22 protein-coding genes are annotated in these 23947 nt (G+C 69.8%); 15 read left to right on the plus strand and 7 right to left on the minus strand.

Features of this window, described 5'->3' with window-relative positions; genetic code table 11:
• Position 1: 1 nt before the first annotated feature.
• A complete protein-coding gene (locus M2165_RS20885; RefSeq protein WP_280816495.1) occupies positions 2-2848 on the minus strand; it encodes an ExeM/NucH family extracellular endonuclease in 2847 nt (948 codons plus the stop codon).
• A gap of 191 nt (positions 2849-3039) precedes the next feature.
• Here M2165_RS20885 and M2165_RS20890 point away from each other — a divergent pair, with 191 nt between their 5' ends.
• Positions 3040-3945 (plus strand): SDR family oxidoreductase, encoded by a 906-nt coding sequence (locus tag M2165_RS20890; protein WP_280816496.1) that lies wholly within the window; start codon positions 3040-3042, stop codon positions 3943-3945.
• Positions 3946-3980: 35 nt separating this feature from the next.
• Here the strand turns inward: M2165_RS20890 and M2165_RS20895 are convergent, their stop codons facing one another.
• From M2165_RS20895 to M2165_RS20905, 3 genes are all read right to left on the minus strand, one after another.
• A complete protein-coding gene (locus tag M2165_RS20895) occupies positions 3981-5639 on the minus strand; it encodes a GDYXXLXY domain-containing protein (protein WP_280816497.1) in 1659 nt (552 codons plus the stop codon).
• On the minus strand, positions 5636-6622 hold the full coding sequence (locus M2165_RS20900; RefSeq protein ID WP_280816498.1) for a DUF2157 domain-containing protein: 987 nt from the start codon (positions 6620-6622) through the stop codon (positions 5636-5638). Before M2165_RS20900 ends, M2165_RS20895 begins: the two co-directional genes overlap by 4 nt.
• A gap of 131 nt (positions 6623-6753) precedes the next feature.
• Positions 6754-7680 carry a LysR substrate-binding domain-containing protein gene (locus tag M2165_RS20905; protein WP_280816499.1) on the minus strand — a complete coding sequence of 309 codons (927 nt, stop codon included), beginning with the start codon at positions 7678-7680 and terminating at the stop codon, positions 6754-6756.
• A 100-nt stretch (positions 7681-7780) separates the two neighbouring features.
• Between M2165_RS20905 and M2165_RS20910 the strand changes: the two genes are divergently transcribed.
• Positions 7781-8524 carry an NAD(P)H-dependent oxidoreductase gene (locus M2165_RS20910; protein WP_280816500.1) on the plus strand — a complete coding sequence of 248 codons (744 nt, stop codon included), beginning with the start codon at positions 7781-7783 and terminating at the stop codon, positions 8522-8524.
• On the opposite strand, the gene sctR is transcribed toward M2165_RS20910, so the two are convergent.
• Positions 8451-9110: a type III secretion system export apparatus subunit SctR gene (sctR, locus tag M2165_RS20915; protein WP_280816501.1), complete on the minus strand. Its 660-nt coding sequence runs from the start codon at positions 9108-9110 to the stop codon at positions 8451-8453. The genes M2165_RS20910 and sctR overlap by 74 nt on opposite strands.
• Positions 9111-9151: 41 nt before the next feature.
• On the minus strand, positions 9152-10261 hold the full coding sequence (gene sctQ, locus M2165_RS20920) for a type III secretion system cytoplasmic ring protein SctQ (RefSeq protein WP_280816502.1): 1110 nt from the start codon (positions 10259-10261) through the stop codon (positions 9152-9154).
• A gap of 311 nt (positions 10262-10572) precedes the next feature.
• Between sctQ and sctV the strand changes: the two genes are divergently transcribed.
• The 13 genes from sctV (at position 10573) to M2165_RS20985 (ending at position 22646) form a co-directional block, all read left to right on the plus strand.
• Entirely contained in the window at positions 10573-12648 is a 2076-nt protein-coding gene (gene sctV / locus M2165_RS20925; RefSeq protein WP_280816503.1) for a type III secretion system export apparatus subunit SctV, read from the plus strand.
• A gap of 51 nt (positions 12649-12699) precedes the next feature.
• On the plus strand, positions 12700-12966 hold the full coding sequence (gene sctS / locus M2165_RS20930; RefSeq protein ID WP_280816504.1) for a type III secretion system export apparatus subunit SctS: 267 nt from the start codon (positions 12700-12702) through the stop codon (positions 12964-12966).
• Positions 12967-12974: 8 nt separating this feature from the next.
• Positions 12975-14741, plus strand: a complete 1767-nt coding sequence (sctC, locus tag M2165_RS20935) for a type III secretion system outer membrane ring subunit SctC (protein ID WP_280816505.1) — start codon at positions 12975-12977, stop codon at positions 14739-14741.
• Positions 14742-14743: 2 nt separating this feature from the next.
• A complete protein-coding gene (locus M2165_RS20940; RefSeq protein ID WP_280816506.1) occupies positions 14744-15964 on the plus strand; it encodes a forkhead-associated protein in 1221 nt (406 codons plus the stop codon).
• Between the two features lie 154 nt (positions 15965-16118).
• Positions 16119-16322, plus strand: coding sequence for a hypothetical protein (locus M2165_RS20945; RefSeq protein ID WP_007834711.1), 204 nt, complete (start codon positions 16119-16121; stop codon positions 16320-16322).
• A gap of 70 nt (positions 16323-16392) precedes the next feature.
• Positions 16393-16824 (plus strand): hypothetical protein, encoded by a 432-nt coding sequence (locus M2165_RS20950; protein ID WP_280816507.1) that lies wholly within the window; start codon positions 16393-16395, stop codon positions 16822-16824.
• A complete protein-coding gene (gene sctJ, locus M2165_RS20955; RefSeq protein ID WP_280816508.1) occupies positions 16821-17606 on the plus strand; it encodes a type III secretion inner membrane ring lipoprotein SctJ in 786 nt (261 codons plus the stop codon). Before M2165_RS20950 ends, sctJ begins: the two co-directional genes overlap by 4 nt.
• Before the next feature lie 18 nt (positions 17607-17624).
• Positions 17625-18341, plus strand: a complete 717-nt coding sequence (locus M2165_RS20960; protein ID WP_280816509.1) for a SctK family type III secretion system sorting platform protein — start codon at positions 17625-17627, stop codon at positions 18339-18341.
• On the plus strand, positions 18323-18958 hold the full coding sequence (sctL, locus tag M2165_RS20965; RefSeq protein WP_280816510.1) for a type III secretion system stator protein SctL: 636 nt from the start codon (positions 18323-18325) through the stop codon (positions 18956-18958). The genes M2165_RS20960 and sctL overlap by 19 nt, the downstream gene beginning before the upstream one ends.
• Positions 18955-20328, plus strand: a complete 1374-nt coding sequence (locus tag M2165_RS20970) for a FliI/YscN family ATPase (protein ID WP_280816511.1) — start codon at positions 18955-18957, stop codon at positions 20326-20328. The genes sctL and M2165_RS20970 overlap by 4 nt, the downstream gene beginning before the upstream one ends.
• Positions 20325-20810 carry a serine kinase gene (locus M2165_RS20975; RefSeq protein ID WP_280816512.1) on the plus strand — a complete coding sequence of 162 codons (486 nt, stop codon included), beginning with the start codon at positions 20325-20327 and terminating at the stop codon, positions 20808-20810. Before M2165_RS20970 ends, M2165_RS20975 begins: the two co-directional genes overlap by 4 nt.
• 21 nt (positions 20811-20831) lie before the next feature.
• Positions 20832-21611, plus strand: coding sequence for a type III secretion system export apparatus subunit SctT (gene sctT, locus M2165_RS20980; RefSeq protein ID WP_280816513.1), 780 nt, complete (start codon positions 20832-20834; stop codon positions 21609-21611).
• Positions 21612-21614: 3 nt separating this feature from the next.
• On the plus strand, positions 21615-22646 hold the full coding sequence (locus tag M2165_RS20985) for an EscU/YscU/HrcU family type III secretion system export apparatus switch protein (protein WP_280816514.1): 1032 nt from the start codon (positions 21615-21617) through the stop codon (positions 22644-22646).
• A 771-nt stretch (positions 22647-23417) separates the two neighbouring features.
• Here the strand turns inward: M2165_RS20985 and M2165_RS20990 are convergent.
• On the minus strand, positions 23418-23852 hold the full coding sequence (locus M2165_RS20990) for a hypothetical protein (protein ID WP_280816515.1): 435 nt from the start codon (positions 23850-23852) through the stop codon (positions 23418-23420).
• Between the last annotated feature and the right edge of the window lie 95 nt (positions 23853-23947).

Below are 23947 nucleotides of genomic sequence, written 5' to 3' on the forward strand. Positions count from 1 at the left end.
GTCAGTGGACCGCGTGCATGCCCAGCCCGTCGGCGGTGTCGATCGGGAAGCCGTCCCACTGCACCGACGGATCGAAGGCCGCGTCGGCGTCCGCGTCGCCCGAGGTGATGCCCGCCTTGCGGCGCAGCGTCTGGTCCTGGGTGCGGATGCTGCCGCCGGACCAGTAGCTGCCCGGGTCCACGCCGCGCTGGCCGAAGCGGTCGATCACCACCCCCGATTTCTCGAGCGTCAGCGCATCGTCGCCGTTGAAGTTGGCAACGCCGCTCACGACGCTGCCCGCAGGCCGGAACGCCGCGGCAGCGCTGCCGTTCGCGAGCACCACCACCTCGCCGGGCGCCAGCGTGCCGCTGAGCACCTGCGTCGCCGTCGCCGTGGCCGCGCCGTTGGCATACAGTCGCACGGTGTAGAGGCCCAGATCCACCGCCGACGCGGTCGGGTTGTAGATCTCGATCGCCTTGTTGTTCGAGCTGCCTTCGATGTATTCGCTGAAGAACAGCTCCGGGCCGCCCGGCGGCACCACCACCACGGGGCCGCCGACGTTCACGCTGCCTGATTCCGCCGCGGTCTGGCCGCTGGAGTTGGTCAGCGTGACCACCACCTGGAAGCTGCCCGCCGCGGCATAGGTGTGCATGACCGGACCGGTGCCCGAGGCCGAGGTCGGCGGCGTGCCGTCGCCCCAGTCGACCGAGAGCGAGGCCACCGTGGTCGAGCCGCCCGGCTCGGCTTCGACGATCTCCACGCTGTAGCTTTCGCCCGCCTTCGCGCTCGCGGGGATCGTCGCGTTGACGATCGGCATCGTCACGGCGGCATCGGCCGCGAGCGTGAGGCCGACCAGCACCGGGTCGTGGTCCGAGGCGCGGAACGGCGTCGGCGCATAGCGGTCGTCGGTCGTGAAGTCGGTGTTGTAGTCGAGGGCGGTGGGTTCGTCGGCGTTGATGTGCCACACGCCCACGCCGCCGACCTGTGCGGCCAGCGTCGAGGAGGCATAGGCATGGTCGAGCGCGCCGGTCTCGCCGCCGAACACGTAGGTGTAGCGGTCGCCGGCGGGCATGCGCTTGAGCAGGCTCTCGTTGCCCGCGCTTTCGAGTTCCTTGGTCGGGTCTTCGAGCAGGTAGCTGTTGAAGTCGCCCATCATCAGCACGTCCGGCTCGCCCGTCTGCTTGAGCTTGGCCACGAAGCTGTTCAGCGCCTTCGCCTGCTGGGTGCGCGCGAGGTTGAAGCAGCCCTGGCCCATGTCCACGTCACCCGACGTGGGGCAGCTGCCCTTGCTCTTGAAATGGTTGACCACGAACCAGAAGCCGCCGTTGTTGCCGACCGCGCTGAAGCGCTGGGCCAGCGGCGGGCGCCCGCTCGCGGCGGTGTAGTCGCTCAGGTCGCTGCCGGTCGGGAGCACCGTGTTGCCCACGCGCTGGACCTTCGCGGGCTTGTAGAGGATGTCGACCTTGATCGCGTCGGTGCCGAACACGCCGCTGTGGACGGCGGCATAGGTGTTGGCGCCGAGCCTGGCGTTGAGCGCCGCCACGAGGTTTTGCGTCGCGATGTCGGTGTTCTGGATCTCCATCAGCCCCACCACGTCGGCATCGAGGCCAGCGATCGCGGCCACGATCTTGGCCTGCTGGCGATCGAACTCCGCGCGGTTGTTCGCGCCGCGGCAGTTGGCCGCCGATGCGGGGCCGGTGCCGAACGAGCAGCCCTGGCCGGTCTGGCCCGCGGCGTTGGTGCCGTCCTGGAAGGTGGTGAAGTAGTTGAGCACGTTGAAGCTCGCCACCTTCAGCGACCCGGCCACCGCCGGCGCGGCGGGCTGGCGCGGATTGGCCTGCGCGAACATGGGCGCCACCGTCGGCTGGATGCGGTAGGCGCCGAAGTTGTGGCTCAGCACGCCGGTGAGCTTCTGCGTCGTGTCGCCCATGCGCCGCGTGCCCTCGGTGCCGGCGGCGCTCAGGTAGGGGATCGGGTTGGGGTTCTGGCGCGAGGAACCGTCGTCGAGCACGATGCGCGAGAGCAGGTTCTGCGCATGCGTGGCCGCCGCGTTGCCGTTGGTGGGGTTGAACTGGCGGCCGTTGAGCGCGAGCACCATCTGGCCGTAGCGCCCGAGCTCGAACAGCTCGGTCACCGCGAGCGGCTGCGCGATCTCGACCAGCATGCCTTCGTAACGCTCGAGCGTCGATGCGTCGGCCACCGGCAGCGAGATCGGCGTCGGCGCGAGCGCGATGCCGCTGCCGCAGATGGAGATGGCGACGGGCTCGCCGGTCTTGCCGGTGATCTGCGTGAGGCTGTCGGGCGCGGCGCCGGCACCGGCGGTCTGGCCGAACTCGCTCACCGTGCCCGTGACCTGGACGAAGTCGCCGACCGACACGCGGGTGGCGTTGTCCGGCGCATAGACGAAGATGCCTTCGGAGGTCATCGGATCGGCATCGGGCACGGGTTCCTGCACGAAGAAGCCGTTGAGCTTCACGCTCGTGGTGCCCGTGTTCTGGAAATCGCCGACCACCACGCCGCGCACCGTCACGGCCTGCGTGGCCATCGGGCTCAGATGGCCCGTGCCCTGGATCGCCGGGATCGCGGTCAGCGGCGCCAGGGCCGGCACGGCGGTGGTGCAGGTGGGCAGCGGCTGCGTCACGGGCGGGGTGACGGGTGGGGTCTCCGGTGGCGTGGCGGGCGGCGTCGTCTCCGGTGGCGTGGCGGCAGGTGGCGTGGGTTCCGGCGACGCGGTGCCGGCGACGGGCGGGACGAGCGCAAAGCCGCCGCCGCCGCCGTTGCCGCCACCGCCGCAGGCTGACAGCGCGACGACCATGGCCAGCGCCAGGGTCTGGGGGAGCCGGAGAGGCTTCGATGCCGGATGGATCATGCGTGGCTTCCTGAAATGTGTAAGAACAAAAGCTCAACGGGACGGATCGACAGCCGGCGTTTATAGGGAGCTTGTGTGTAGCGTCGGAGACAGCGGCGCGACGGTTTCGCCGCGCGTCGCGCGAACGACAGACCGCCTCCGCGCAAGGCGCTCTAATGGCGGCGCAGAGCCAACCCAAAGGAAAGCATTCGATGATTCAGGACTTCAAGGGCAAGACCGCCGTTCTCACCGGCGCGGGTTCGGGCTTCGGCCTCGAATGCGCGCGCATCGGCGCCGCGCGCGGCATGAACCTCGTGCTGGTCGACGTGCAGCAGGACGCGCTCGACCGCGCGCAGGCCGAGATGGAAGCCGCCGGCGCGCAGGTGATGGCGCGCAAGGTCGACGTGTCCGATGCCGCGCAGATGGAGGCCCTCGCAGCCGCCGTGAAGGAACGCTTCGGCGCGCCGCACTTCGTGTTCAACAACGCCGGCGTGGGCGCGGGCGGCCTGGTGTGGGAGAACACCGTGGCCGACTGGGAATGGGTGCTCGGCGTCGACCTCTGGGGCGTGATCCACGGCGTGCGCCTGTTCACGCCGATGATGCTCGAGGCCGCCGCCAAGGACCCGGCCTGGCGCGGCCACATCACCAACACCGCCAGCATGGCCGGCCTGCTCACGCCGCCCAACATGGGCATCTACAACGCCGCCAAGGCGGCGGTCGTGAGCCTGACCGAAACGCTCTACCAGGACCTGAACCTCGTGACCGACCAGATCGGCGCGAGCCTGCTATGCCCGTACTTCGTGCCCACCGGCATCACCAGCAGCGAGCGCAACCGCCCCAACGCGCCCAAGGAGAGCGAACTCACCAAGAGCCAGCTGATCGGCCAGGCCATGAGCAACAAGGCCGTGAGCAGCGGCAAGATCAGCGCCGCCGAAGTCGCCGCGATGGTGTTCGACGCGATCAGCGCCAACCAGTTCTACGTCTTCAGCCACCCGAAGGCGCTGGGCAACGTGAAGAGCCGCATGGAGAACATCGTCTCCATCACGAACCCGGCCGATCCCTTTCTCGAACGGCCCGAGATCGGGCAGAAGCTGCGCGAGCAGCTGCGCGCGGGCTGAGCCTCGAAGCGCTGCGCCGACCGCCGCGCAGGCGCCTAGCGGATCGGCTGCAACTGCGCATCGGCCATGCCCACCAGCAGGGCCGCGCCGTTGGGCAGGATGCGGAACTCGCCGTACCGCGCATGCGAAAACTTCTGCGCGTCGCCTTCCTTGAAGAACCAGGCATCGGTGACGAAGACCCAGCCGCCGTCCTTAGCGCTGAGCGGGACTTCGAGTTCGCCGGCGCGGCGTGCTTCGCCGGCCGAGGGCAGATGCAAGGTGTAGGTCGAGGGGCGAGCCGGATCGGGGCGCACCAGCACGGTCGGGCGGGGCCCGCGATCCGCTGAGTCCTCTCGGCAGCATGCGTCCGGCAGCGCGAAGTCGAGCCGCATGTAGTCGCCCTGCATGAGCGATCGCGGATCGACCGGCGCCAGCCGCACGAAGACCGGCTGGCCATGGCGAATGACGTTCTCCTTGTCGTAGATCGCGCCGTTGGCCACCATCAACGCGGCCACGCCCGTCAGCACGATGCCGGCGCGCTGCCAGTTCTTCTTCGCGCGGCCGGCAGCCGACGGATCGGGCGCGTCGGAGGCATGCGCCGCCGATGCCTTGCGTGAAGCCACCCAGGCCAGCGCGCCCAGCGCCGCACCGATGGCAACCAGCAGCAGTGCCTTGTCCGCCAGCGGCCACGCGAGCTGGTAATAAAAGCTGCCCACGATCCACAGGCTCGCCGCGCATCCCAGGCCGGCGAGTCGCCAGCGCCGCGTCACGGCCAGTGCCGCGGTGCAGAGGCAGGCCGCGCCGAGGGTGGGCACGAATGCGCACAGCAGCACCAGCAGCAGCGCCACACCCAGGCCGAGGACGGGTGACTGGCGCAGTGCGGGCCAGCAGCGGCCCAGCAGCACGGCCGCGCCCACCGCGCCCAGCGCCGACACAACGGTCCGGAGCCTGTCGACGGTGCCTGGGCCCGCAGTTGCGAAGTCCTGTCCGATGTCGCTGCCTGGCACCATGCCGCCCAGCATGAAGGTGGCGCCCGACACCAGCACCAGCGTCATCAGCAATTGCACGCACCAGCCGTCGGCCAGGGCCGTCAGCAGGCTGCCGATGCGCGCGCCCGGCAGCCGCGGCAGCAGATACAGCAGCGCGAGCCACACGGCCATGCCGGCATGGGCGTAGAGCCACCAGGTCGAGTGCATGCGCGGGAGCCAGAACAGGTCCCAGAACGCCTTGTCGCCGTTCGACCCGCCGATCGTGGCGACGAGCAGGAACAGGCCCAGCGTCAGGCCCATCAGTGCGCGCAACCAGTGCAAGGGCACGAGCCCGGCCAGCGCGACGCTGACGACGCACATCGCGAGGGCGGCCGTCACCATCGATGCGTCGCGGAACAGCGCCCACCCCGGGCAGCAAAGACCCAGCGCCATGACCGGCAGGCACAGCTGCTCGAAGAACGGCCCCATGGCGCGCTGGCGCAGGACGAGCACGCTCACCGCCAACAGGCCGAGGCCGAGAACGTACAGCGCAAGTCCCTCGCGCAGCAGCGCTTCGCCGAAGGCCAGGCCCACCACGATGAGCAGCGGCAGCACGGCGAGCCAGGCACCCAGCGCGGTCAGCAGCAGCACGGGCCAGGGGCGGGCCGCTTCGGCCGGCCATTGGGCATCCGGCGGCAGCAGCCCCTGGTCGACCGCGCGGCGCATCAGTTGCGACGGGGTGCTCACGCGCCTTCTCCGCGCGGCGCAGCCGCGAGCACTGCGGTCTGGCGCCGCATGACCCAGGCCACGGAGGCCGCCAGTATTCCGGCCGCCACCAGGCCGATTAGCAGCAGGCGGCCGATCGCGTCGCCGGAGCTCTCGAAAAGAAGGCGCGCCAGGCCAGCCACGAGCAGGGTGTCGACGCACAGCATCACGATGCTCAAGCCCACGATGTCGAACCAGCGCCGCTGCATCAGCAGGCCGCTCGCGGCGCCGAGCAGTGCGAGCGCGAGGACGTAATGCGGCATGCCGCCGGTGCCCAGGAAGAGGCCGCCGAGTGCGGCCAGCGTCACGCTCGTGGCCATCACCAGGAGCGCGAGCCGGCGCGCCCAGTGCGCGGTTCCGACCCATCGCTGGGTCCACGGGCTCAACGCGAGCACGAGCAATGCGCCCAAGGCCCAGCTCGCCAGGTGGACCGGCAGGTCGCGGCTGTCCGCCGCCCAGCGGTATCCCGCATGCGCATGGGCCCAAAGGCCGATCGCGCTGCTGGCCACCATCACCCACGGGAACCACAACACGTCGCTGCGCACCCCCAGGCACAGGGGCAGGGTGAGCAACGCCCACAGCGCGAAGAGCTGCCACGCATCCGCGCCGGTCTGGTAGGTCTGGCCGTAGAAGGCGAACAACGCACCCGTGCCCATCAGGCACAGCAGGCCCATCGGTGCCCGCAGGGCCGCGCTGCGCCAGGCCGCGAGCGCCGTGAGCAGCACCCAGCCCTGCAGCAGCGCAAACTTTCCCGCGCGGCCCAGGTCGTCCCAGTTGGCCGCGATCCACATCACGATGCCGAAGCCGCCCAGCCCTGCGGCCAGCAGCGCGACGATGCGCCAGAAGCGCTGCGGCAGGTGCTGCGGCGGTGCATCCAGTTCAACAAGGGCGAACAGCGCCCGCATGCGTGGTGGGGGCAGGTGGTGGGCACGCGCCAGGTCGTAGAGTGCAAGTCGGAGGTTCATGAGATGGAAGAAGGATTGCGGCGGGCGCCATTCTCCGCGCTGGTCGTGCGTTCATCGGAACCGAAATCGTGCGTGGTAGCCGCATTCGCTACCGCGGGGGCGGCAGGCGGTACGCGCGACGCGCCGCCGCCTCAACCGGCAACTGCTTGCGCCGCGATCCACGCCCACACCGCGCGGATCGCCGGCTCGTTCTCGCGCCCTTCGGCCACCGCGAGGAAATAGCTGCCCGTGTCGAGCGCCGGCCCGAAGGGCTGCACCAGCGCGCCGCTGGCGATCTCCTCGGCCGCGAGCGTGAGGCTCAGCAGCGCGACGCCGTGGCCGCCCAGCGCGGCGAGCATCGCGTGCGTCTCGTCGGAGAACGACAGGCCCGGCGACTTCATCGCGCGGCCGCGCGGCGGCGCGATGCCGGCCTCGCGGAACCAGCGCGGCCACACCGCGGGCGCGAGCGCATGCGGCTGCCAGTCGCAGTGGATGAGCTGGTGCTTCGGCAGGTCGGCGACGCGCTTCAGGCCCAGCATCGGGCTGCACAGCGGCGCGTAGCGCTCGCGCATCAGCTCGCGCGTCACCAGCCCGGGCCATTCGCCGCGGCCCGAACGAATGGCGATGTCGGCATCACCGCGCGCGAGATCGACCAGCCTGTCGCCCGCATGCAGCCGCAGCTCGACGTCGGGGCAGGCCTTGCGGAAGGCCTCCATGCGCGGCAGCACCCAGCGCGCGGCGAAGGCGGTGTTGGTGGTCAGCGTCACGGCCTTGGAGGCGGCGGGCCGGCGCAGCCGGTCGACGCCGGCCTCGATCAGGTCGAAGCCCATGCGCAGGTCGTCGAAGAGGCGGTGCCCCGCGGGCGTGAGCACCAGTTGCCGCGTGAGGCGGCGGAACAGCGGCTGGCCCAGCGCGTCCTCGAGTGCGCGCACCTGATGGCTGATCGCCGACGGGGTGACCGAGAGTTCCGACGCGGCGCGCTGGAAGCTCAGGTGCGCGGCGGCGGCCTCGAAGGCGCGCAGGCCGAGCAGCGGCGGCAGCCGGCGGGCAGGGCGGACGGATGAGCCAGGCTCTTGCATGAAAGGAGAAATGATCGTTTGTGGGCAGCGGCCTTCATCCCTAGATTCAAGGCCTGCGCAGCCATTGTGGCAGCGCCCGACGAATCAGGAAATCTCATCCATGAACAAGCCGACATTGAACCTTCTCCACATCGACGCCAGCGCCCGTCCGGGCCGCTCGGGCATCGACCCGCACGGCTCCCACACGCGCCGCCTCTCGGCGCGTTTCGTCGAACGCTGGCGCGCGGCCCGGCCCGACGACCGCATCGACCACCTCGACGTGGGACAGCATCCGCCCGCGCACGTGGATGCGCGCTGGATCCATGCCGCCTTCACGCCGCCCGCCGCGCGCGAACCCTGGATGGCCGAGGCGCTGGCCGAAAGCGACCGGCTGGTCGACCAGCTCGTGGCCGCGGACCTGATCGTGGTGGGTCTGCCGATGTACAACTTCAGCGTGCCCGCGCAGTTCAAGGCGTACATCGACAACATCGTGCGCGTGGGCCGCACCTTCGGCTTCGACCGTGCGCGCGGCGCGGTGCCGTACTGGCCGATGCTCGCCGATGCGGGCAAGCGCATGGTGCTGCTGGGCGCGCGCGGCGACCACGGCTACGACCCCGGCGGCCGCATCGCCCACCTCAACCACACCGAAAGCAGCGTGCGCGCCGTGTTCGGCTACATCGGCATCACCGAGGTGCACGAAGCCGCCGTGGAGTGCGACGAATTCGGCGGCGAGCAGCTCGCGCAGTCGCTCGCGCGTGCGGAGCAGGCGGTCGACCGGCTGGTGGATGAACTCAGCGGTACGACAGCACCAGCCCGTGCACCAGCCGCGTCCAGCCGTCCAGCATCACGAACAGCAGCAGCTTGAACGGCAGCGAGATGGTGGTGGGCGCGATCATCGACATGCCGAGCGCCAGCAGCACGGTGGCGACGATCAGGTCCACCACCACGAACACCAGGTAGATGATGAAGCCGATCTGGAACGCGCGCGTGAGCTCGGTCAGCGTGAAGCTCGGCACCAGCACCATGAAGTCGTCGTCGCGCAGCTGCTCGGCGCGTGCCTTGGGCCAGATGTTGGAGGCCGACTTCAGAAAGAACTGCCGCTCGCGCTCGTGCGTGTGCTTCTGCAGGAACTCCTTCACCGGCACCTTGGCGGCATCGATCACCGCCATGATGTCGCCCATGCTCTCGCCCTTGGCGCCGAAGCTGCGGTTGCGCAGCGTGTCGCCGATGTCCATGCCCACGGGCGCCATGATGTAGACCGTGAGGATCACCGCGATGCCGTTGAGCACCATGTTCGGCGGCGTCTGCTGCAGGCCGAGCGCGGTGCGCAGCAGGCCGAACACGATGACCAGCTTGGTGTAGCTCGTGACCATCAGCGCCGCGAAGGTCGCGAAGCCGAACGCGACCATGACCGCGACGAGTGTGAGTGGCTCCGGTATGCCGCCTTGCATGTGCTGCTCGCTTGTCTGCTGCTTGCTTGCGTGGTCGCGGCTCAGACTTCGCCCGGGGCGAACTCCGACACGCGCACGCCGAGGCGGTCGCCCACCGCCACCAGGTAGCCCTTGCCGAGCACGTTGCCGTGCGCCAGGATGCGCACCGGACTGCGGTTGAGCGGCTGCGCCAGGTCGAACACATGGCCCGCGCGGATGCTCTTGAGCTCGCCGAGCGAGAGCGACAGCTCGCCGACCTCGAAGCGCAGCGTCACCTCGAGCGCATCGAGCCGGTCGATCGGCAGGTTGAGGTTCTCCGCCGCGGCGGACGCGGTGGGATCGGCGGGCGTGTCTGGCTTCATGGCGCTGTCTCTCGATTGCTGAACGGTGATGCGCGAGCCTTCGGCCACCGCGGAAATGTGCAGGCCGGCAGGGCCGCCCAGCTCGGCGGTGACGACGATCGCGGCACCCGAAGAACTCCATTGCTCGATGCTCACGATGTCGCCGGGGCGGATGCTGCCGATCTCGCGCAGCTGGATCGGCGTGCTGCCGAGCCGGAAGCTCACCGGCATGCGCAGGGCATCGAAGGCGCCGCTCGTGCGTGCCGCATGACGGGGCCCGGTGGCGGCGGGAACGAGCGCATCGAGCGTCGCCGCGTCCTCGAACTGCACGAAACCGCGCAGCATCGCGCCGCCATCGGAAGGCGTGGCCACGAAGAAGGCGGCGCGCTCGGGGTCGCAATGCACGAGCGCCTGCTCGCGCGGCCGCTCGACGCCTTCGGCCTCCGCGGGCTGCCATTCGAAGTGCAGGCGCAGCGCCTTCTCTAGCGCGTCGATCACCGGATGCAGCGCATCGGCCAGCAGGATGTAGCGCAGGTCGCGCGGCAGCAGGTCGATGCGGCGTTCGCCGAGCAGTGCCTGCATGCTGGGCGCATCCATCGCGAGATGGCCGACGTGCGCGCCGAGCCTGAAGCTGTAGCGCTCGCGCGAGGTGCGGGCGAAGGCCTCGTCGTGCTGCCATGCGAGCCGGTATGTCGTGCCCAGGGCCGACACGCCGTCGAGCGGTACGCGCGCATACAGGCGGTTGAGCGCACGCACGTTGGCTGCATCGGCGCGAGGCAATGCGCGGGCCTCGCCGAGTTCCGTCACCACGTCAGCAGCGTGCGCGGGCATGCATGCTTTCGTCTGAACAACTGCTACGTCTTGTCACTGTCTACATACCTTGAAGCAATGCGAGGACCTGCACATCGGGGTCGGCGCAGCTTAGCGAAAGGGGCTCTTCGCAGGTAGTACGCAAAAGCGTAGTGCCGCGCACGCCACAAGCGCCCTGGACTTACGAGAACTCGTGGTTGCCGTGAAAGGAGGGCGACGCTTAGAGTCCACCGCGACGTGTGCTTCCTCACGTCCGGTGTGCGGCGCGCAGTGCGATGGCATTGCGGCGGCTCTCACAACAACACCAAGAAATTCACCCCGACAAGGACGCAATGGCGAGTTCCCCAGGGCCTCTTTTTCAGACGTACCGCGGCAGTTTTCGCGACCTGCTGAGCAGTGCCGGCCGCTACAACGACCTGCTGCTCGCGGGCCTGCTCGTGGTGGTGGTGGCGCTGTTCGTGCTGCCGCTGCCGACGCCGCTGCTCGACCTGCTGATCGCGAGCAATCTGGCCATCAGCCTGGTGCTGCTGATCGTCGCGATGTACGTGCCCTCGGCGCTGTCGCTCTCGACCTTTCCTTCGCTGCTGCTGTTCACCACGCTGTTCCGCCTGGCGCTCAACATCGCATCGACCAAGCTCATCCTGCTGCAGGCGCATGCGGGCCACATCATCGACACCTTCGGCAAGCTGATCGTCGGCAACAACGTGGTGGTGGGCGGCGTGGTGTTCCTGATCATCGCGATCGTGCAGTTCATCGTGATCGCCAAGGGCTCGGAGCGCGTGGCCGAGGTGGCCGCGCGCTTTGCGCTCGACGCGATGCCGGGCAAGCAGATGAGCATCGACGCCGAAGTGCGCGCCGGCGTGCTTTCGTCGGCCAAGGCGCAGAAGCGGCGCCAGCAGCTCGAGCAGGAATGCCAGCTGCATGGCGCGATGGATGGCGCGATGAAGTTCGTCAAGGGCGATGCCATCGCGAGCATCGTCATCGCGCTGGTCAACATCCTCGCGGGCATCGCCATCGGCACGCTGATGCACGACATGACGCTGGGCGGCGCGCTGCAGCGCTACGCCATCCTCACGGTGGGCGACGGCATGGTGTCGCAGATCCCGTCGCTGCTGGTGTCGATCGCCGCGGGCATCGTCATCACGCGCGTGAGCACCGGGGACCGCCGCGACGCGCAGCTCGCGCAGCAGATCGGCGATCAGCTGATGGCGCATCCGCGCGCGCTCATCATCGCGGGCATCGCGGTCGCGAGCTTCCTCGTGGTGCCGGGCTTTCCCAAATGGGTGTTCGGCCTGCTGGCGGCGATCCTGCTCGGCCTGGGCCTGGCCATGCGCATGCTGCGCAAGCAGCGCAACACGCCGGGCTGGATCTCGCACGGCGACGGCGTGGCCTCGGAAGAGACCGACACCGACCATGCGATCGCCGCGCCGCTCGCGGTGCGCCTGTCCTCGAGCCTGCGCATGCCGGTCGATCGCTTCGTGCTCGACCAGCACCTCTCGCAGGTCAAGAACGCGGTCGAGTCCGACCTCGGGCCGATCTTCCCGCGGCTGCAACTGCACTACGTCGACAGCCTCGCGGCCAACGAGTACCAGGTGCTGGTGCACGACGTGGCGGTGGCGCGCGGCGCGCTCAAGCCCGGTTGGCTGCTGCTCGACCCGGCACAGGCCGTGACCCCGCCGCCGGGCGCCGAGGTGGCCGAGCCCTTCGGCCCGTTCCCGCGCGTGGTGTGGGTGCCGGGCGCGGAGCCCGGCATGACGGCATGGACCGGCGCGGAGGTGGTGGGCTTGCATGTGGACCACACCGTCCGGCGCCACGTGAAGGACCTGATCGGCCTGCAGGAGGTGCAGCGCCTTCTGCATTCGGTGCAGCGCGATGCGCCCGAACTCGCGGTCGAGGTGCTGCGCGTGGCCTCGGCCCAGCGCATCGCCGAGGTGCTGCGCCGGCTGCTGCAGGAGGGCATTCCGATCCGCAACCTGCACGCGATCTTCGAGAGCCTGACGATGTGGGCCGCCAAGGAGCAGGACGGCATTGCGCTGACCGAGCTGGTGCGCATCCACCTCGGGCGCTACATCACGAGCCGCTACGTGGGGCCGAACCGGCAGCTGGAAGCGATCCTGTTCGAGTCGAGCCTGCTCGACCGCGTGCAGAACGCCATCGAGCGCTCGCCGCGCGGCAACCTGCTGCTGCTGAGCCCGGCCGTCACGCAGGACATCCGCGAACAGCTGCGCCGCATCCTCGGCTCGACCGCGCAGCGCGTGGTGGCCATCGCCTCGTCGGACGTGCGCCGCTACATCAAGAACCTGATCGAGCCGGTGGCGCCGCAGATGGCGGTGCTCTCCTACCAGGAGATCGACGACGACGTGGCCCTGCAGCCGGTGGGCTGGATCACCAACCCCCAGGCGCATTGATGAACGCCGACCACGACAACGACCTGTTTCCCGAGGGAGCCGAAGCCAGCCATGACACCGCAGAACATCCTGGACATCACGCGCGAGGGCCTGCTGCTCGTGCTGTGGATCTCGCTGCCCGTGGTGGTGGTGGCGACGCTGTCGTCGCTGGTGGTGGCGGTGCTGCAGGCGGTGACGCAGGTGCAGGACCAGAGCATCGGCCAGTCGGTGCGCCTGATCGCGGTGATGGTGGCGATCATCGCCACCGCCGGCTGGCTCGGCCGCGACGTGATGCGCTTCGCCGAGCGGGCCTTCCTCTCGCTCACCTCGCTGTCATGAGCGCCGCGATGACGACGCTTGCACGTGTTGTTCTCGCGCGGCGCCAGGCCTTCATGCGGCTCGGCGCGGCCGTGCTGATGCTGCTCTTCGTGCAGCAAGGCATGGCGGCGGAGTTCCGCTGGCAGAACCGGCCGTTCCAGATCATCGCCAACGAGAAGCCGCTCGGCGACTTCCTGCGCGAGCTCGCGTCCTCGCAGGGCATCACCGCGGTGATCGATCCCAAGGTGAACGGCGTCATCAGCGGCAAGTTCGACGGGCCGGCGAAGAACATCCTCAACAGCGTGTGCGCGGTCAACGGGCTCACCTGGTACTACGACGGCGCCTTCCTGTTCGTCGACCTCGCGGCCGATGCCAAGAGCGAAGTGCTTCCCATCGCGCCGGAGAACGCCGGGCGCATCGCGGAGACGCTGGTGCGGCTGCACATCTCGGACGAACGCTATCCGCTCAGCATCAGCGAGCGCGACGCGAGCGTGTACGTGACCGGCCCGCGCCGCTACGTCGAGATGGTGCGCCAGGCCGTCAAGCTGGCCGACCAGAAAACCGCGATGGCCGAGGGCGCCGAGATCCGGCTGTTCCCGCTCAAGTACGCCTGGGCGTCCGACTTCCGCATCAACCGATCGGGCAAGGAGACCGTGATTCCCGGCGTGGCGAACGTGCTGCGCAGCCTCTACGGCCGCGGCGGCAATGCCGCGTCGCCTGGCGGCGGCGGAGGCGCGCGGGGCAGCAACGGCACGCTCTCGGTGGGGCCGAACCGGCAGATCAAGCTGCGCAGCGGCGAGACCATCAACGCGCCCAAGATCGACATCGCGGGCGCGGGCTCCACCGACACCACCACGCTCGGCGGCATGTCGAGCCTCGTCGGCAACGAGCTGCCGCAGTTCCAGGCCGACACGCGCCTGAACGCCGTGCTGGTGCGCGACATGCCCGACAAGATGGCGCAGTACGCGAAGCTGATCGAATCGATGGACACCCGCCCGCGGCTGGTGGAGATCGAGGTGACCATCATGGACATCAGCTCCGACACGCTCAGCAGCCTGGGCGTGGACTGGCGGCTGCACGGCCGGCATGCCGACTTCCAGACCGGCCGCGGCGACCGCGGTCCGCTGACCTGGGGCGGCACCGGCAGCGAGGCCGGCCAGATCGGCAGCACCGACACCTCGGGCAATCCGCTCACGCCGCTGGGCGGCATGTTCACCGCGGCCATCGGCAACAGCGCGCGCAACTACCTGCTGGCCCGCGTGACCGCGCTCGCCACCAACGGCAGCGCGAACTTCGTGGCCCGCCCCAAGGTGATGACGCTCGACAACACCGAGGCCGTGCTCGAGAACCTGAGCGAGTTCTATGTGCGCGTGGACGGCTTCCAGGATGCCGGCCTCTTCAGCATCACCGCCGGCACCGCGGTGCGCGTGACGCCGCTGATCATCGACGAGAAGGCGAGCCGCGGCGTGATGATGTCGATCGACATCGTCGACGGCGACCTGAGCACGCAGTCGGTGGACCGCATTCCGATCGTGCGGCGCCGCACGGTCAACACGCAGGCGCTGGTGGACGAGGGCGCGAGCCTGCTGATCGCTGGCTACTCGTCGGAGGAGAAGAGCAACGCGATCACCGGCGTGCCGCTGCTCAAGGACATTCCGGGCGTGGGCGGACTCTTCAGGTACACCGACAAGAAGCAGGCCAACATGGAGCGCTTCTACCTGCTGACGCCGCGCCTCGTGACGCCCGGCTCCACGGCCTCGGTGCCGATGCTGCCGCTGCCGGAGCCCGGAGGTTGAGCATGGACGCCGAGATTCCGTTCGACCGCGACAACGAGGAAGTCGACGGCAGCAGCGCCGACGACGCCAGCGGCGCGCGCGCCGCGGCCGATGCGCCGCACGCGCACGCACAGGCCGCCGGCTGGTGCCTGCGCTTCCTGAGCGGCGCGGTGAAGGGCCGCACCATCGTGCTGCGGCCCGGCATCAACGTGCTGGGCTCGGGCGGCGAGTGCGAGGTGATGCTGCCGGGCGGCGACGTGCTGCCGCGCCACCTGGCGTTCACCGTGGGCGAACTGGTGGTGTCGATGCAGCGGCTGGGCACCGCCTCGGCGCGCCTGAACGGCGAGGAGATGCAGCAGCCGCGCAAGAGCGTGGTGGCGGGCGACATCGTGAGCGTCGGCCAGATCGACATCCAGCTCGACCGCACCTATCCCGCGAGCCCGCAGGAAGACCGCATGTTCGCGCCCGCGCACGGCGCGCTGCCCGAGGGCGAGGCGCTCGCGCGGCCGCCGGCCTCGCCGGCGCAGCGGCTCGGCCTCTGGGTGGGCGGCGTGTTCGCGCTGCTGGCGGTGCTCGGCCTCGCGGCCGTGTCGCTCGGCGGCAGTGGCACCGGCGCCGCAGGGGGCGGCAGCGTGAACCTCGCCGAGGTGGAGAAGGCGCTGGTGCCTTTCCCCGAAGTCGAAGTCATCGCGGCGCCCGGCGGGCAGTTCGGCGTCAAGGGCTATGTCGAATCGAAGCAGCGCCGCAAGACGCTGGAGGATGCGATGGCGCGCTTCGGCAGCAAGGTCAGCGTCAACGTGCATGCGGCCGAGGACATGGTCGAGCAGGCGCGCCGCTACGTGGGCGACCCGGGCGTGGCCGTGACCTACACCGGCCAGGGCCGCCTGGTGCTGAGCGGCACGGTGGAGGACGAGAGCGTGCGCCGCAAGATCCAGCGCCTCGGCGAAGACCTGCATCCGTCGGTGCTGGTGTCCGACAAGGTGCAGTACCGCGAAAAGCCGAAGGCCGAGCCCGAGACCACCGACGTGCGCGCCCAGTGGGACGCCTGGCAGAGCGTGCTGCCCGCGCGCATGGTGAGCATCACCGAGGACGGCGAAGGCCTGCGCCACATCCAGCTGTCGAACGGCAACCGCTACTACGAGGGCTCGGTGCTGCGCTCGGGCGCGGAACTCAAGCGCATTGACGCCGACGGACTCGTCCTGAGCGGCGGCGTGCCCAACAACCAGAGAAAACCCGCGAGGTGAGCAGCGTGCCGAGCCGCCTGCTGCCTCGCCGACCCGATTTCATGCGCCGACGCCACCGGTGCGGCGCGTGGAATGGCTTCGTCTTCCACGCCGGAGACGGAGCGCTTTGATCCGCAAGCGAAAAACCTCAACCAACCTTTGACAGGAGTTTCCCATGAGCGCAGTCGACACCTCGATCCAGCAAATGCAGCAAGCCGCGGCCGACCAGGCGCGCCTGATGAGCGTCAGCATGGCGGCGGGCGCCACCATCTCCGGCGCCGCGGCCACCGCCCAGACGGTCAACGGCGCCAATGCCGCCGGCACCGAAGTGGCGAAGTCCACCGGCAACGACATCCGCCAGTCCGCCAAGCAGAACTGACGGGGAGGCCCCGCGCGCGGCCCCACGGGTTTCGCGCGCGGCCCTTTTTTCTTTTCGAGGAGTGTGAAACATGACCGATCCCGTCGCATCGTCGGCTGCCGCCGGCGCGCTGCCGCCCGAAGCCGCATCGGCCGCCACGGCAGCCCCGTCGGCCGCGGCGCCGCCCTCCGCGGGTCCGTCGCAGTTCGATCCGGGCGAGACGCGCATGTTCGCCAACATGATGCAGGGCATGCAGGCCACGGGCGGCACCGCCGCGCCGAGCGCGATCGGCGACGCCGCCAAGTCGCTGGCCGCGCAGCTCTCGGGCAACGTGCGCTCCATCGAGGACATGCGCAAGAGCATGCTCGAGTCCATCGATTTCGCGGACCCGATCAAGACCATGTTCGTGATGACCGATCACGCCATGGAAGCCAACATGATGTTCGCGCGCATGCACATCTCGACCGGGCTGGCCAGCGCCGCCACCAGCCTGTTCGGCAGCCTGCTGAAGAACCAGCAATGAGCGCGTCATACCCACGTTCGCGCTGGCTTCTGATGCTGGCGCTGCTGCTGGCGCTTTCCGGCTGCAAGGTCGCGCTCTATTCGAACCTGAAGGAGCAGGAGGCCAACGAGATCGTCGCGGCGCTGTCGGCCGAAGGCATCGGCGCGGCCAAGACCCGGCTCGAAGGCAGCACCTGGCAGGTCGAGGTGGAGGAAGACCGCCTGAGCCAGGCGCTCGACGTGCTGCGCGTGCAGGGCCTGCCGGCCGAGCGCTACGTGAGCATGGGCGAGGTGTTCCAGAAGCAGGGCCTGGTGTCCACGCCGTCCGAGGAGCGCATGCGCTACATCTACGCCATCTCGCAGGAGCTGTCGCAGACCCTGCGCAACGTCGACGGCGTGGTGTCGGCGCGCGTGCACGTGGTCATTCCGGCCAACGATCCGCTGAGCGAGAAGATCCGGCCCTCGTCGGCGGCGGTGTTCATCAAGCACCGGCCCGACGTCGACCTGCGCCTGCTGGCGCCCGCGGTGAAGGACATGGTCGCCCACAGCATCGAGGGCCTCACGCACGACCAGGTCTCGCTGTCGCTGTTCGAGGCGCGGCGCACCGCGGCCGCGGTTCCGGCCGGGCAGCCGGGCGGCGCGCCGCTGGTGCTCGGCGTGCTGCCGCAGCAGACCGCCATGGTGCTGTTGGGCCTGCTGCTGCTGGCGGCCGTCTGCCTCATGGCGCTGCCGGCGCTGCTGCGCCGCCAGGGCCAGGACTGGCGCACCTGGATGCGGCGCCAGGTGCTGCACAACAAGCGCTGAGCGAGCGCCGACCCGACGATGCCCGCAGCCGCCGCCGAAGCCACCTCACCGCGTGCCGCCGTGCCCGGCCCGATGGACCTGGTGCGGCTGGTGATGCGCTTCAACCTCCATCCGGAAGAGGGCCTGCATCCGAGCTGGCTGCCCGCCCACTGGCCGGCGCACCATCGTTCGGTGGCACGCCTGGGCCCCGCGGGGCGCGCGGTGCTGGCCGCGATGCTGCGCGAGCAGCAGGCGCGCAGCCAGCTGCAGCCGCTGCGCGCGGGGGGCGACTACAACTTCGATTCGCGGCTCAAGCGCCTCGCGCTGCTCGATGCCGCCTCGCTGCGCCGCCTCGCGGCCTACCTCGGTTTCTGCGCGCACCTGCCGCTGTTCAGGCTGCGCGGCGGCGCAGGCGCGCAGATCCGGCGCCAGGCGCGCCGCTTCGACCGCGATGCGGTCGACTTCGTGCTCGACCGCGTGCCGCAGCTCACCGCGCTGCACATGGACAGCACCGCCGTGCAGGCGCGGCCGCTGGCCACCGGCCGCGTGGTGCTGGACCGCGGCTACCGGCTGCTGCTCGGCGCCGCCGCGCCCGAAGGGGCGCTGTTGCGCCAGCGCCTGCAGCACAAGCTGCCGCGGCGCATCTCCGCCCTGAGCGTGCCGGCGCTGGCACCGCGCCAGACGCTGCAACTCCATGAACTGATGCTCTCCTGCATCGTTCCCGAAAGACTGCCGCAATGGGACTGGCTTTTCTGATCACGACCGACAACCTGCAGCTGCTGAGCGAGCGCAAGGTGCTGAAGGAGAACGAGTACGCGGCGCTGCTGGATGCATCGGCGGTGCTGGACACGGTGCGCCGCGAGGCCGCGCGCATCGCCGCGAGCGCCGAGGCCGGTGCCGAGGCGAGCCGCCGCAAGGGCTACGAGGAAGGGCTCGCGCAGGCACGCGCCGAGTACGCGACGCAGCTCGTCTCGCAGGGCATGGCGGTCGAGCGGCAGCTGCACGCATTGCGCACGTCCATGGCGCAGATCGTCGTCAAGGCGGTGGGCCAGTTCCTGGCCGAGGCCGATCCCGCGGTGCTGTTCCGTTCGGCACTGGAGCGCGTCGAGGCGCTGCTGCGCGCCGAGTCGTTCATCACCGTGCGCGTGGCGCCGGCGCAGGAGGCGCACATGCGCGAGACCCTGCACCGGCTGCGCACCGACGCCAACTGGACCATGGCGATGACCCTCACGCCGGATCCCGAGCTGCCGGCCGGCGCCTGCCTGGTGCAGACCTCCACCGGGGTGCTGGAGATCGGCGTCGACGCCCAGCTGGAGGCCTTCCGTCGTGCGGTGGAGCAGGGCGGCATGCCGGTGCCGGGGAGAAGCCGATGAACCCGCCGGCCACGGCCATGCAGGGCGCGGGCATGTCCGACGCGGCGCTCGACATCGTCGCCGAACTGGAGGCGGCCTTTGCGCACGTCACCCCTGTGGCGATGCGCGGGCGCGTCAGCAAGGCGGTCGGCATGCTGATCGACGCCACCGGCATCCAGGCGCACGTGGGCGAACTCTGCGAGCTGGTCACGCCGGGCGAGCCGCCGCTGCTCGCCGAGGTGGTGGGCTTCCGCGGCAACACGGCCATCCTCACGCCGCTGGGGTCCATCACCGGCATCTCGGCGCTGACCGAGGTGGTGCCCACCGGACGCGGCCATGCCTGCCCGGTGGGCGCTCAACTGCTGGGCCGCGTGCTCGATGCGCTGGGCCAGCCGATCGACGCGCTCGGCCCGCTGGCGGTCCACACGCGGCTGCCGGTGCATCGCGAGCCCGTGAGCCCGCTGGCGCGCCGCATGATCGATGCGCCGATGGCCACCGGCATCCGCGCGGTCGATGCGCTGCTGACCGTGGGCGAAGGTCAGCGCATCGGCGTGTTCGCACCGCCCGGCGTCGGCAAGAGCACCTTGCTCGGCATGCTCGCGCGCGGTTCGACGGCCGACGTGAACGTGATCGCGCTGATTGGCGAGCGCGGGCGCGAGGTGAAGGAATTCCTCGAGCACAACCTCGGCGCCGAGGGCCTGGCCCGGACGGTGATGGTCGTCTCGACCTCCGACCGCCCGCCGATGGAGCGCATCAAGTCGGCCTACGTGGCGACCACCATCGCCGAGCATTTCCGCGACCAGGGCAAGAAGGTGCTGCTGCTGGTCGATTCGCTCACGCGCTTCGCGCGCGCGCAGCGCGAGATCGGCCTGGCCAGCGGCGAGCCGCCCACGCGCCGCAGCTATCCGCCCTCGATCTTCTCGATGCTGCCGCAGCTGCTGGAGCGCGCGGGGCAGGGCAGGACCGGCTCCATCACCGCCGTGTACTCGGTGCTGACCGAGGGCGACGAAGAGAACGACCCGATCGCCGAGGAGGTGCGCTCGATCCTCGACGGCCACATCGTGCTGTCGCGCAAGATCGCGGCGGCCAACCGCTATCCGGCGATCGACGTGCTCGCGAGCATCAGCCGCGTGATGCCGCTGGTGACGACGGCCGAGCACGGCGCGGCGGCGGCGCGCTTTCGCAGCCTGCTCGCCAAGTACCAGGAGATGGAGTTGCTGGTGCAGATCGGCGAGTACCGGCCGGGCAGCGATGCGCTCGCCGACGAAGCGATCGGCGCGCGGCCCGCGATGCTGGACTTCCTCGCGCAGCCGCCGGGCACGAGCGAGGACTTCGCGCAATCGCTGGCGGCGCTGCTGCGCTGCACGCCGGCAGCGAGGAGGCCGGCATGAGCATCGACTGGAAGCTGCTGGCCGACGTGCGCGAACGGCAGAAGACCGTGGCGATGGGCGTGGTCGCACGCGACCGCGCCGCGGCCGAGCACAGCCAGGCGCAATGGCGCGAGGCCGAGGCTGCCCGGCAGCAGCAGGTGCAGAACAAGGCGCAGCACTGGGAAGCCACGCGCGGCGCGCTCTCGGGCGGCCAGCTCAGCGTGGCCGAGTTCCGCCACGCCGGCGCCTGGAGCGGCGCGCTCGATGCGCAGATCGCCCAGGCCGGCCAGACCGCCGCAGAGGCTGCGCAGGCGCATGCCGAGCGCGAGCAGGTGCTCGACCAGAGCCGCCGCCAGCTGCGCGCCGCCCACGGCGAGCTCGAGAAGGCGCAGCAGATGCAGCAGCGCGCACGCAGCGAGCGCCTGCAGCTGCAGGAACAGCGGCTCGAAGACGGCAACGAAGAGCGCACCGCGCAGGCCTGGGCCATGCGCCGGCCGGCCTGAGAAGCTGCGAAGGGATTCGCCATGGAAAGCTTCGAACTCGGCAACATGGAGCAGTTCTTCTCGGCGGTGGTGCTCACGCTGCCGCGGCTGTTCGCGATCTTCGCGGTGGTGCCTTTCCTCTCGGGCGGCATGATCACCGGCACGGTGCGCAACGGCATCCTGCTGATGCTCGCGATCTTCATGTCGCCGGTCGCGGGCGACGTGCCGGCGGCATCGATGGCGACCTGGGTGTTCATCGCCGGCAAGGAGGCGCTGATCGGCGTGCTGCTGGGCCTGGGCTTCGGCATCTTCATCTGGGCGATCCAGAGCGTGGGCGACCTGATCGACTTCCAGACCGGGTCGAGCAACGCCTCCTTCTTCGACCCCGTGGCCGGGCACGAGAACGGCGCCACCAGCGAGTTCCTGGGCTGGATGGTCATCACGCTCTTCGTGTCGGCGGGCGGCCTGCTGGCGATGCTCGGCGTGATCGTCGACTCCTACCGCCTCTGGCCGGTCGGCTCCTTCTTTCCGAATCTCGGCCTGGTGCTCGAGCAGTTCGCCATCCGCCAGGGCGACACGCTGTTCCTCTGGATCGTGAAGCTGGCCTCGCCGGTCATCGTGGTGCTGCTGCTGGTGGAGCTCGGCGTGGGCCTGGTGGGCCGCGTGGCGCCGCAGCTCAACGTGTTCGTCTTCGCGCAGCCGCTCAAGAGCCTGCTGGCCCATCTGATGATGCTGCTGTTCCTGTTCTTCGTGTACGAGTCGCTGCAGGACTTCCTGCGCCCCGAGAACGGGGTGCTCGACTTCCTGCGCTCGACGCTGTAGCCCATGGCGGAGAAGGACCAGGCCCCCACCGCCAAGCGCCTGCGCGATGCGCGCAAGCGCGGCGAGGTGGTGTTCAGCACCGACGTGGCCTCGACCGTGGTGTTCGTGGTGGTCGTGGTCTCGCTGTGGCTGGGCGGGCAGCTGGTCTACAACCTGTTGCGCGAACTCTGGCTGCATGCGACCAGCACCACGCTGCTCACCGCACCGGACGACCGTTTCGTCGAGCTGCTGCTGCACACGGGCGAGACGCTGCTCTGGGGCACGCTGCCGATCATGGCGATCACGGCCGCGGCCGGCATCGTGGGCTCGCTGTTCCAGGTCGGTGGGGTGGCGGCCTGGGAGCGCCTCGCACCCGACGTGAACCGCATGAACCCGGCCGAGGGCCTGAAGCGCATCTTCTCGAGCCGCAACCTCATCAACCTGCTCAAGATGAGCACCAAGACGGCGCTGCTCGCGGTGCTGATGTTCGTGGTGGTGCGCGGGTTCGTCGACACCGCGCTCAAGCTCGGCTACGCGCGGCCCGAGGCAATCATGACGGCCGCGGCCCACATGGTGCTGGTCGCGTTCGGCTGGGCGGTGCTGATCTACGCGGTGATGGCCATGGTCGACTACGCGCACGAGCACCACGAGTTCATGAAGCAGCAGCGCATGTCCATCCAGGAAGTGCGGCAGGAATACAAGGAGATGGAGGGCGACCCCATCAACCGCTCGCGCCGGCGCTCGGCCCATTTCGAGGCCGTGTATGCGAGCCTGAACGACCGCGTGCGCGCCGCCTCGGCCGTGATCCATTCGCCGCGTGTGGCCGTGGCGCTGCAATACCTGGGCGAGACCGATCTGCCGCGCGTGATCGCGCGCGGCGAGGGCGACGTGGCCGCGCAGATCCGCCGCTTTGCCGGCGAGGGCCTGGTGCCCACCGAATTCGAGCCCGCGCTGGCCGAGCGCCTCTACGACGAGGTGCCCGAGGACCAGCCGATTCCGCGGGCGCTCTACGCCCCCGTGGCCAAGCTGCTGCGCTGGGCGCAGGGCGGCGAGTGAAACCGATGATCGAAAGGAACGAGCCATGTTGATTGCGGATGGTGGCGGCAGCGCACGCGTGCCGGTGAACGTACCCAACCCCGTGAAACAGACGCCGCAGCCCGCGGCGGCATCGGCCGAGTCGGACGCCGCGGCGCGCGCGCGCGAACTGCAGCGCCAGCTCGAAGCCCTGCTCGAGAAATTGCGCGAGGCGCAGCGCCAGGCCGAGGAAGCCCGCAAGCGCGCGATCGAGGCGCAGCGCAAGGCGCGCGAGGCCCGCGAGCATGCCGAGAAGATGGAGGCGCAGGCCCAGAAGACCAAGGACCTCGCCGAGGCCAACAAGGCCAGGAAGGCGCAGCAGGAGGCCAAGCTCGAAGATGCACGCGCCAAGGAGGCGAGCGCCCAGGCCGACCTGAAGGACAAGGACGTCACGCTGCTCAATGCGCAGATCGAGCAGAAGCGCGAACAGAAGAAGAGCCCCGAGGCGAAGGCCTCGGCCGCCGGCGACAAGAAGGTGGCCGACGCGCAGGGCGAGCGCGACCAGGCGCAGAAGACCAACGAGCTCTCGAAGCTCAATCTCGACGCGCAGGAAAAGGAGAGCAAGGCGCAGGATGCCGAGGCCAAGGTGGTCGAGCTGACGCCGCCCCCCGGCAAGCCGCAGTCCGTCATCACCGACAAGGAGCGCACAGACCTTTCCGACGCGCAGACCGCCGCCACCAAGCTGCGCGGGGAGGCCGACGCAGCGCACACGAAATTCGCCGACGCTGTCGGTACCGATGCGCAGACCGAGTTCTACGGCAGTTCGCCGCCGAGCCAGGCCGTGACGCAGCCGTTCCCCACGGTGCAGGCGACGCCGCCGATGCCCACCGATCCGCTGCATTCGCCGCTGTTGCAGCTGCTGCAGGTGCAGCCGCGCTCCGGGCTGGACGCCATCGCCGGCACCACCAACAACCTGCCGCTGACCTCGCTGACACTGACCGCACCGAACGCTCCGCTGCACGGACCGACCACCTTCCCCTCGACCCTGAACGGGCCGGCGCTCGGCACGGGCGGCAATTCGTCCACCGCGCCGCTGAACGGGCTGTTCCAGCCCAAGCCGGCGGCGGTGACGCCCGAGGTCTCGAAGACGCTGAGCGCCATCGCCGACGGAAAGACCGTCGACCAGATCGCAAAGGACCGCCACATCGGCGTCGACAAGGTGATCGCCGAGGCCAATGCGGCGGGCATTCGCATCGAGTCGGGCAAGCCCGGCGGCGATGCGCAGGTCACGACGGTGAAGAAGGGCGACTCATCGCTCTCCTACACGCACGACGCGAAGAAGG

The sequence above is a fragment of the Variovorax sp. TBS-050B genome (assembly GCF_029893635.1).
Lineage (GTDB): Bacteria > Pseudomonadota > Gammaproteobacteria > Burkholderiales > Burkholderiaceae_C > Variovorax.